The sequence below is a fragment of the Pseudomonas sp. Pseusp88 genome, assembly GCF_047303955.1.
Taxonomy (GTDB): domain Bacteria; phylum Pseudomonadota; class Gammaproteobacteria; order Pseudomonadales; family Pseudomonadaceae; genus Aquipseudomonas.
In genome coordinates, this window is sequence record NZ_JBGLYM010000022.1 from 102,556 (window position 1) to 112,649 (window position 10,094).

The window sequence follows — 10,094 nt, forward strand, 5'->3', positions numbered from 1 at the left end:
CTTTATTTTTGTTGGAACAGTGATCGCGCGATATTAACGATCGTCGTCGTGAACCGAAGACGGATGTCGACACAGCGCCGTGACCTCCATCTCCATGTACGGGTAAAGCGGCAGTTGCATCAAGGTATCGTGCAGTGCCTGGTTATCCGCCACATCGAAAATACTGACGTTGGCGTACAGCCCGGCAATACGCCAGAGGTGGCGCCAGATGCCGTCGCGCTGCAGGCGCTGGGCCAGTTCCTTTTCGTCGGCCTTGAGCCGGTTGGCCTGCTCGACGGGCATATCGGGCGGCAGTTTGACGGTCATGCGGACTTGAAAGAGCATCGCGTGGTGTCCTTTTTATTAGAGATAATCAGCGGCGGGCAAAGCGCGCCAGGCGTTCATCATCCAGCTCCAGGCCAAGGCCCGGGGTGCGCGGCACCAGCAGTTGGAAATCACGATAGACCGGTGGCTCGACCAGAATGTCTTCGGTCAGCAGCAACGGGCCGAACAACTCGGTGTGCCACTCCAGTTTGTCCAGCGTGGCAAAGGCATGGGCCGAGGCCAGGGTGCCGATGCTGCCTTCGAGCATGGTGCCGCCATACAGGCCTATACCTGCTGCCTCGGCGATGGCCGCAGTACGCAGCACGGCCTTGGGGCCACCCGTCTTGGCGATTTTCAGGGCAAAGATCGACGCCGCGCCCATCTGCGCCAGAGCGAAGCTGTCCGGCACCGATTCGATGGCTTCATCGGCCATCAAAGGGATCGGGCTGTGGGCACTCAGGCGCACCATACCGGCGCGGTCGTAGCGGGACAGCGGTTGCTCGACCAGCTCGACCCCGGCATCGGCCAGCAGATAGCAGGCGCGAATCGCAACCGCCTCGCTCCAGGCCTGGTTGATATCCACCCGCACGCTCGCGCGGTCGCCCAGAGCACGCTTGATCGCGGCAACGTGGGCGATATCCCGGGCCGGTTCGCCGGCACCGATCTTCAGCTTGAAATGTCGATGGCGACGCAAATCGAGCATGCGTTCGGCTTCTTCGATATCCCTGCCGGTATCACCGCTGGCCAGGGTCCATGCCACTTCAACACCGTCGCGCACCCGGCCGCCCAGCACTTCTGCCACCGGCAGGCCCAGGCGTTTGCCTTGGGCATCGAGCAAGGCGGTTTCCACGGCGCTGCGGGCGAAGGTGTTGCCCCGGATGCCGCGATCCACCCGCTGCATGGCGGCATTGAGGTTGCTGGCATCCTGGCCGATCAGCAGCGGCGCGAACCATTTGTCGAGGTTGACCTTGATGCTTTCCGGGCTTTCCCCGGCGTAGGCAAGGCCGCCGATGGTGGTGGCTTCGCCGACGCCGACGATGCCGTCGCTGCTATAGATGCGCAGGATAACCAGGGTCTGGCCGTGCATGGTGTGCATCGCCAGCTTGTGCGGGCGAATGGTGGGCAGATCGACAATCTGGGTATCGAAGCGTTCGATGGTAATGGCGGTCATGGGACGTTCCGGATGTGTTGTGTTTGTTCTTGGCCACAGATTGACGCTGGCCCCACACAACGTCCAATATTGATTAAGTCTGGTTTAATACCCTGGAGGTATCGTGGAGCTTCGTCATTTACGCTACTTCCGGGTGCTGGCCCAGACCCTCAACTTCACCCGCGCCGCCGAACAGTTGAATATCGCCCAGCCGCCCTTGAGCCGACAGATCCAGCAACTGGAGGATGAACTGGGGGTGGCCTTGCTGGAGCGTTCACGACCATTACGCCTGACCGAGGCCGGGCGCTTCTTCCACGAGCATTCCAGCCAGTTGCTCGAGCAACTGGCGCGGATCAGTGACGATACCCGGCGAGTGGCGGCAGGCCAGAAACGTTGGCTGGGCATCGGCTTCGCCCCGTCGACCCTGTACGGCGCCCTGCCCGACCTGATCCGCAGGCTGCGCAGCCTGGGGGATATCGAGTTGGGCCTGTCGGAGCTGATCACCCTGCAACAACTCGAAGCGCTGAAAAGCGGGCGCATCGATATCGGCTTTGGCCGCATCCTGTTCGACGACCCGGCGATTACCCAGCAGATTCTCCGGGAAGATCCGCTGGTCGCCGCCCTGCCCGCCGGGCACCCGCTGCTGGCCGGTCCCGCGACTCTGGAACAGCTGGCCGCCGAACCCTTCGTGCTCTATCCAGGCAGTCCACGGCCGAGTTATGCCGACCATGTCCTTGGCATATTTGCCGCCCAGGGCCTGCATATCCATGTGGCCCAGACCGTCAACGAACTGCAGACCGCGATAGGCCTTGTCGCCGCAGGTATCGGCATCACCCTGGTGCCCGCCTCGGTGCAACGCCTGCATCGCGACGATATCGGCTACACCGCATTGCTGGACAGCAGCGCCACTTCGCCGATTGTGGTCAGTTATCGCGCCGGGGATGTATCGCCGGTCTTGCAGCAATGCCTGGGCCTGCTGGGTAATCGTTGACGGCATTAGCGCCCAAAGAGTCCGAAGTGTCGGGACAGCCAGCCCGTTTATCCGCGTGGATGAATCGCGTCTACTGGCCGGGAACTAAAGCCCGAGGGGCAGCCAGTGCAACAGCACACCATGGCGCCGGGCTTTGACCCACTGAACACCGAGGCCCTCATGTGCAAATTGCATTGGCCTGATTCAGCCCAGCCACATGGACAGCTCGACGTCCTCGGCGAAAGGAATCGACATGAAGCCGCTGCCTGGGGCCCGTACCAGCGCCAGGTATTCAGGGCTGTAATCGGCGTTGTCGGCGACGATCAGCGCGCCGGGACGCAGATGCCTTTGCACCAGGGCCAATACCTCCATGTACAGCGACTTGGCGCCGTCCAGCAGCACCAGGTCGATGCCGTCGGGCAGATCCACCGCCAGGGTCTGCAAGGCGTCCCCCTCGCGAATCTCCACCAGATCCTGCAAACCGCCCGCCGCCAGGTTCTGCCGTGCGCGTTGGGCTTTCTGCGCTTCAAACTCACTGCCGATCAAGCGTCCACCACCGTTATCACGCAAGGCGGCAGCCAGGTGCAGCGTGGAAATCCCGAACGACGTGCCGAATTCGACGATAATTCGCGCCTTGCTGCTGCGCGCCAGCATATACAGCAGCGCACCGGTTTCCCGGGATACCGGGAGGGCGAAATCCTTCAGATGCGAGTACAGCTGTTGATATTCGGTCTTGCTGTGCATCAGGCGATTCAGCTCGCCTTCCGGCAGGTCACGGAAGGCGGCGCTGTTCATCGGTGAAGTGGCTTCGGACTCAATAAACAGGCGATCCAACAAGGCAGTGATAGTGGTCAAGGTATTCATGCAATTCTCCGTTCAGATGCACTAATGTGAACACCGGATTAGAATGCGACGAATCACTCACATTTAATATTCGCGTTTCCAGGGCTGCCATGACCAACCGCCAGAACCCCAGGATTTCCCAGCGTAAGCAGCCTAAACAGGCCCGTTCAACCGAGCTGATCAGCATCATTCTGGAGGCCGCCACTCAGGTTTTGGCCAAGGACGGCGCGCAGCTGTTCACCACCGCGCGGGTTGCCGAACGGGCCGGTGTCAGCATTGGCTCGTTGTACCAGTACTTCCCCAACAAGGCGGCGATTCTGTTTCGCCTGCAGAGCGATGAGTGGCGCCAGACCACGGACTTGTTGAGCAGTATTCTCGAGGATCGCCAGAAGCCGCCTCTGGAACGGCTGCGCCTGCTGATCCATGCCTTCGTGCACTCCGAATGCGAGGAAGCCGCCATGCGCACGGCTCTCAGCGACGCCGCCCCGCTCTATCGCCACGCCCCCGAAGTTCATGAAGTCAGGGCCGAGGGTGCGCAGAGAATCCAGGCGTTTATCCGCGAGGCCCTGCCAAACGCGACCGAAGCAAGACAGCTGCTGGCCGCCGATCTGGTCAACCAGACCCTGAGCGCCGTGGGCAAACGCTTCTCCGAACAGCCACGCAGCGCTGCCGAGATCAATGAATATGCCGGGGCCATGGCGGATATGTTGTGTACCTATCTCAGGGATATCGCGGCCAGCACAGTCCCCTGAACTGGAGGGCGATTGCTGCAGGAGCGGCATTAATAGCTCAAATAAATCACGCTTTTGTGGGAGATCCCATCCCGTCTTCGACGCCACGTTGTTGCGCAGCAAACACTTGGCAGGGCGCTAGAGGAAATTCTGTGGGAGCGAATTCATTGGCTCTGTCTGCATTAAGTGTTGCGTACGAGGTATCGCGAATTATGTGGGAGCGGATTCATCCGCGAAGGGGCCAGTACATCCAACACATTTGGCGGCGTCCGAAATAAAGCCTTCGCGAATGAATTCGCTCCCACAGTAGCGCGTGAATATCATTGGATCTGTGGGAGCGGATTCATCCGCGAAGGGGCTACTCTGGTTTTAAAGCAAACATAGAATCTCCCACTTTGCCATGTGTCTATTTTGCACGGCATCGCAGCGTTGAGGCAGTTGCGTGGGTTCATGCTTACATTCATGAATCCAGAGCAAATATCATTTGCCAATATCCATATTTTTCAGCACAAATCATCCTCCCATAATGCGCTCCATTCAACCCACTGGAGCGCTTACCATGCCCATCGCATTACTTGCGTTAACCCTGAGTGCCTTTGCCATAGGCACCACAGAATTCGTGATCGTTGGCTTGTTGCCAACCATCGCTGCCGATCTTGGCGTCACCCTTCCGTCCGCAGGCCTGCTGGTCAGTCTGTATGCGCTGGGGGTCGCCGTCGGCGCACCGCTACTCACCGCCCTGACCGGCAAGGTTCCGCGCAAGGTGCTGCTGCTCTCGCTGATGGTGCTGTTCACCGTCGGCAACCTGCTGGCCTGGAAAGCGCCAGGTTATGAATCCTTGATCATCGCCCGCATCGTCACGGGCCTGGCCCACGGCGTGTTCTTTTCCATCGGTTCGACCATTGCCACCAGCCTGGTTTCCAAGGAAAAAGCCGCCAGTGCGATTGCCATTATGTTTACCGGGCTGACGGTAGCCCTGGTGACGGGCGTGCCGCTGGGCACCTTTATCGGTCAGCATTTCGGCTGGCGTGAAACCTTCCTCGCGGTGTCGGCCCTGGGCGTGATTGCCTTTATCGGCAGCCTGATTTTTGTGCCCAACACCATTCGCCACAGCAAGCCGGCGTCGATCCTGCAGCAGTTGCAGGTGCTGAAACAGCCGCGCCTGTTGCTGGTGTACGCCATGACTGCGATCGGCTACGGCGGCTCGTTCATCGCCTTTACCTATCTGGCGCCGATCCTTCAGGAAATATCAGGCTTCAGCGCTGCAACCGTTGGCCTGGTCTTGCTGGTGTATGGCGTTTCGGTTGCGGTGGGCAATATCTGGGGCGGCAAACTGGCGGATCGCAAGGGACCGGTCGGCGCGCTGAAAATCATCTTCCTGGCGCTGGCGGCGGTGCTGGTACTGCTGACCTTCACTGCCAGTTCGCCATGGCTGGCCCTGGCAACAGTCCTGCTGTGGGGTGCGGTGGCATTCGGTAATGTGCCGGGCTTGCAGGTTTACGTTGTGCGCCAGGCCGAACTGCATACGCCACAAGCCGTGGACGTCGCCTCGGGGTTGAACATCGCCGCATTTAACCTGGGTATTGCCGGTGGCGCCTGGGGCGGTGGCCTGATTGTCGCCAATGTCGGTCTGATTCACACGGCGTGGATCGGCGGCCTGGTGGTATTGGTGGCCTATGCCCTGACCGTATTGAGCGGTCGACTGGACAAAAGCCAGCCCATTTCCACCGCGCCAGTCAGCGTATCGGCCCACTAATTCAATACAGGAGCACATTCCCATGCACCCAAGATTCGAGCGCCTGCTGGGCCCCACCGGTTTCTCCATAGGCCTGGAGCTGCCACTGGATAACGACTGGTCAACGGCTGGCCAGCAGCTTCGCGAACAGGATCATCGTCCCTTTGGCGTACCTGACATGCGGCGTCACGGCCAACTGGCCCGACAAGCCGATGAGAGTGGTTTCAAGGCCCTGTGGCTACGTGACGTGCCGCTGTATGACCCCGCTTTCGGTGATGCGGCGCAGGTATTCGAGGTGTTTTCCTATCTCGGCTACCTGGCAGGTATTACCCGCAACGCCATGCTCGGCACGGCCGCAGTGGTCCTGCCGTTGCGCCAACCCTGGCTGACCCTGAAGGCGGCGAACAGCATCGATCAATTGAGCGATGGCCGACTGTTGCTGGGTGTTGCCAGCGGCGATCGGCCCATGGAATACCCGTTGTTCAACAAGGACTTCGCCGCACGCGGTGAAAGCTTTCGGCAAACGGTCGAGTTGATCCGCTCCCAAGGCCGGGGCATCTTGCCCGACGCCGCGCAACTGCTGCCGCAACCGCTTGAGCCATTGCCGTTGCTGGTCGCGGGGCTGGCGCAACAATCACCGGCCTGGGTCGGTGAGCACATGGAGGGTTGGTTGAGCTATCCAGGCACACCGGACGAACACCGCAAGCGCGTGGCCTTGTGGCGTGAGGTGGCGGGTGACAAACCTTACATCTCGTTTATCCATCTGGACCTGGACGAAGATCCACACGCACCTATGCGCCGCTTCCGCTTTGGTGGCCAATGCGGGTCCCAGGCCCTGATCAGGGAGCTGGAAGCGCTACGTGAGGCAGGTGTGCAGCATGTTGGCCTGCATTTACGCCGTTCACAGCGGGATGTGGCCAGGGTCATCGACGATTTGGCGGAGCATGTACTGCCGCGGTTTCATTGATCGTTGGTGCTCTCAGAATTGGAATGAGATTGCGCAGGAGCCGTCTTGGTGGCGATCGAGTGCAAAGCGCTCGTAAGAGTGTCAGTGGCTGAACCGAGGCCATCGCCAGCAAGCCGGCTCATCTAATCCTCATTCTATTGGCCTATCTAATAGCGCAATAAACCTCTCAAGAAAATTCCCTCATACATTAAAGAAATGCCCTACAGCGTCGTTTGTAGCTTGCATTTTAGTATCCGCTACTTCGCATTGAAGTTGAGTGAGCAATAGCGCTTTGCCGTTATGCGCCACTTCTTGCGCACTTCTTTCAATGCCCTTGCCGTGAATGTCATTTTCTTAATGAGGAACAGCGGATGTTCGCACCTGCCAATCAGACTCACTTCAGTCTTACCATCAATGATCTTGAGCACGATCTGCAAGTGCTGTCGTTCACTGGCACCGAAGGCATCAGCCAGCCCTACCGTTTCGACCTCGAACTGGTCAGCGAGCGCAGCAACCTGGACCTGGAAACCCTGCTGCACAAGCAGGCGTTCCTGGCTTTCGATCAGCACGGCGCCGGTATCCACGGTCAGATCTACAGCGTCGCCCAGGGCGATGCGGGCAAGCGCCTGAGCCGTTACAAAGTCTCTCTGGTACCGCAGTTGCAATACCTGCATCACCGCACCAACCAGCGCATTTTCCAGCAAATGTCGGTGCCGACCATCATCGCGGCGATTCTCGAAGAACATGGCATTCTCAGCGACGCCTACCGATTCAACCTCGGTAAGGCCTGCCCAGAACGTGATTACTGCGTGCAATACGATGAAACAGATCTGCACCTGATACAGCGCTTGTGCGAAGAGGAAGGCATTCACTACCACTTCCAGCACAGCCGCGACGCCCACGTGCTGGCCTTCGGTGACGATCAGACCTTTTTCCCCAGACTGGGCCAGCCCACGGCGTATGTGCAAGACAGCGGCATGGTCGCCGATGAACCGGTAATCAAGCGCTTCAAACTGCGCCTGGAAACCCGTACCGGCCGAGTCACCCGCCGCGATTACGACTTCGAGCAACCCAGGCTGCAACTCGAAGGCGCCTGCAAGCTCGAGGGTCAAAGCAAGCAACCGGATCTGGAAGACTACGACTATCCCGGTCGTTTCGACGACGAGGCACGAGGCAAATTGCTCAGCCGGCGCGCACTGGAGCGCCACCGTACCGACTATCAGCAAGCCGAGGGCCACAGCAACCAGAGCCGACTGGTCAGCGGCCATTTCCTGGAGCTCAGCGACCACCCACGCAGCGAGTGGAACGACCTCTGGCTGCTCACCAGGATCGCCCACGAGGGCAAACAGCCGCAGGTGCTGGAAGAGTCTACGCCCAGCGATACCAGCGCCAACCAGGACGACTTCCACCAGGGCTACCGCAACCATTTTTTCGCCACGCCGTGGACGGCGTTCTACCGCCCCGCGTTGAACCACCCCAAGTCTCGCGTGCTTGGCAGTCAGACCGCCATCGTCACCGGGCCCGAGGGCGAAGACATCCACTGCGATCCGTACGGTCGGGTGAAGGTGCAATTCCACTGGGACCGCGAAAGCCGGGGCGATGACCAGGCCAGTTGCTGGCTGCGGGTGTCCTCCGGTTGGGCGGGCGACCGCTATGGTGGCATCGCCATCCCCCGTGTCGGCATGGAAGTGCTGGTGTCCTTCCTGGAAGGCGACCCCGATCAGCCCGTCGTCAGCGGCTGCCTGTACCACAAGCGAAACGAGACGCCCTACGCGCTTCCTGCTCACAAGACCCGCACCGTCTTCAAGACTCTCAGCTCACCGGGCGGCGTCGGTTACAACGAAGTGCGCATTGAAGACAAGAAAGGCGCCGAGCAGATCTTTATCCACGCCCAGCGTGACTGGGACGAACGCATCGAAAACGACCAGAAAATCCACGTCGGCCACCAACGTCACGACACCGTCGAAGCCGACAGCTACAGCGAATTCAAGGCCGAAGAACATCGCACCACCGGCGCCGACCGCAAGGTCCAGGTGCGCATGGACGATCACCTGACCGTCGGCGCGAAACAGCACGTCAAGGTCGGCGTCGGCCAGTTCATCGAAGCCGGACAGGAGATCCATCTCGAAAGCGGCATGAAATTGGTACTGGAAGCAGGCTCCGAACTGACCCTCAAGGCGGGCGGTTGTTTTATCAAGACCGATGCCGGTGGCGTGACCATAAGCGGGCCGCTGATCAGCATCAATGGTGGCGGCAGCCCGGGCGGCGGCACTGCGGCGGCGCCTCTGTTACCAGGGCCATTGAAACAGGCGGATACAGATAAACCAGGCCTGCTATTGCAGAACAACCTGGGTGAAAACACCCCCCTTGTCGAAATGTGTCAAAAGCCCAAGGGTGGCACGCCCATGCAGTGTCCGCTAACTGATTGCCCTTGCAGAGAGGCCTTACTGGCAGGAGCCGGGGCATGACGATTTCGATACTGCTTGAACACACCGACGATATCCTGCGCAAGCTCTACCAGTGCTCGCCGCCCCCGCAGCCGACATACCTGTTCGACGCTACCGAGCTGCACGGCTACGCGCAGCAAAGCCCGCTCTGGCTGGAGTGCGCGACCAGTACCGTCGCTCTCGAGCATATGCGAGGTGCCCCCGGACAATGGGCCGGTCTTATCGTCGAGAGCCAAGCCTCAAGGGAAATGCTGTTGGCCCATCTACGCCACATTCTCGTGGTTCGTTTTGACAATGGGCGCAAGGCGCTACTGCGCTACTCGAACCCAACCACTGCCAGTTATTTCTTTAGCGTCAACGATGCAGCAACCCTGAGCACCTGGATGGGGCCGATCTCTCGCCTGAGCTGGTTCGGCGGAACCTGGGCGGATTCCGCGCAAGGCGCGTTGCGTTGGTGCAATGTCGAAAACCCTGCCGCCCCCACCTGGAAACAACCCGCCGAGCCGTACGTCCTGCATTTGAGCGAACGGCAGGAGGCGGCCTTGCAACGTCAACGGATGGACCACTTCGCACATGAATGGTGGAAAAAACAGGCAGTGGTTTCGTTCACCGACGCCGCTGCTTTTCAGCAGGAAGCCATCAGCAACGGCTTTGTCGAGGCCGACCACCTTGAGCAGTACCTGTCGCTGCGCGCCCACTACCCCGCCAAACAACCACCGCCCCTCCCCACGCAAGGCAGCAATACCGAACGCTTGCGTCAGCTGCAGCAGAACCTCACACATAACCCTCAGGGCAAGGAGTCTCTGACATGAGCAGAATCGTTGGCAGCCTGAGTGACGGACCGGCCTGCGAAGCCGGCAAGTTGATCGTCCAGGTCATCGGCAAGGACCACCCGGCAGAGCAAAAAGTGGTGGTACACACGGCCGACAATCACCTGGTCAAGGGCACTCGTGACAAAATGAACAGGGA

The 10,094-nt window shown here is 60.0% G+C and carries 9 protein-coding genes; 6 read left to right on the forward strand and 3 right to left on the reverse strand.

The window, feature by feature from the left end:
* Positions 1-33 precede the first annotated feature (33 nt).
* Both catC and ACCD02_RS23325 read right to left on the reverse strand, forming a co-directional pair.
* Complete coding sequence (catC, locus tag ACCD02_RS23320; protein ID WP_413307134.1) at positions 34-324, reverse strand: muconolactone Delta-isomerase; 291 nt, start codon at positions 322-324, stop codon at positions 34-36.
* A 28-nt stretch (positions 325-352) separates the two neighbouring features.
* Entirely contained in the window at positions 353-1,474 is a 1,122-nt protein-coding gene (locus ACCD02_RS23325) for a muconate cycloisomerase family protein (RefSeq protein WP_413307136.1), read from the reverse strand.
* A 103-nt stretch (positions 1,475-1,577) separates the two neighbouring features.
* On the opposite strand from ACCD02_RS23325, the gene ACCD02_RS23330 reads away from it, so the two are divergent.
* Positions 1,578-2,444, forward strand: a complete 867-nt coding sequence (locus ACCD02_RS23330) for a LysR family transcriptional regulator (RefSeq protein ID WP_413307139.1) — start codon at positions 1,578-1,580, stop codon at positions 2,442-2,444.
* A gap of 183 nt (positions 2,445-2,627) precedes the next feature.
* Here ACCD02_RS23330 and ACCD02_RS23335 read toward each other — a convergent pair whose 3' ends face one another.
* Entirely contained in the window at positions 2,628-3,287 is a 660-nt protein-coding gene (locus ACCD02_RS23335) for an O-methyltransferase (RefSeq protein ID WP_413307142.1), read from the reverse strand.
* Between the two features lie 89 nt (positions 3,288-3,376).
* On the opposite strand from ACCD02_RS23335, the gene ACCD02_RS23340 reads away from it, so the two are divergent.
* From ACCD02_RS23340 to ACCD02_RS23360, 5 genes are all read left to right on the forward strand, one after another.
* Positions 3,377-4,018, forward strand: coding sequence for a TetR family transcriptional regulator (locus ACCD02_RS23340; protein WP_413307145.1), 642 nt, complete (start codon positions 3,377-3,379; stop codon positions 4,016-4,018).
* Positions 4,019-4,556: 538 nt separating this feature from the next.
* The gene (locus tag ACCD02_RS23345) at positions 4,557-5,753 is read left to right on the forward strand and encodes an MFS transporter (RefSeq protein ID WP_413307147.1); all 1,197 of its coding nucleotides are present in this window, start codon (positions 4,557-4,559) and stop codon (positions 5,751-5,753) included.
* 22 nt (positions 5,754-5,775) lie between these two features.
* A complete protein-coding gene (locus ACCD02_RS23350; RefSeq protein WP_413307149.1) occupies positions 5,776-6,699 on the forward strand; it encodes a TIGR03571 family LLM class oxidoreductase in 924 nt (307 codons plus the stop codon).
* Between the two features lie 350 nt (positions 6,700-7,049).
* Positions 7,050-9,146, forward strand: coding sequence for a type VI secretion system tip protein TssI/VgrG (tssI, locus tag ACCD02_RS23355; RefSeq protein WP_413307152.1), 2,097 nt, complete (start codon positions 7,050-7,052; stop codon positions 9,144-9,146).
* On the forward strand, positions 9,143-9,937 hold the full coding sequence (locus ACCD02_RS23360) for a DUF4123 domain-containing protein (RefSeq protein ID WP_413307155.1): 795 nt from the start codon (positions 9,143-9,145) through the stop codon (positions 9,935-9,937). Before tssI ends, ACCD02_RS23360 begins: the two co-directional genes overlap by 4 nt.
* Positions 9,938-10,094: the final 157 nt, after the last annotated feature.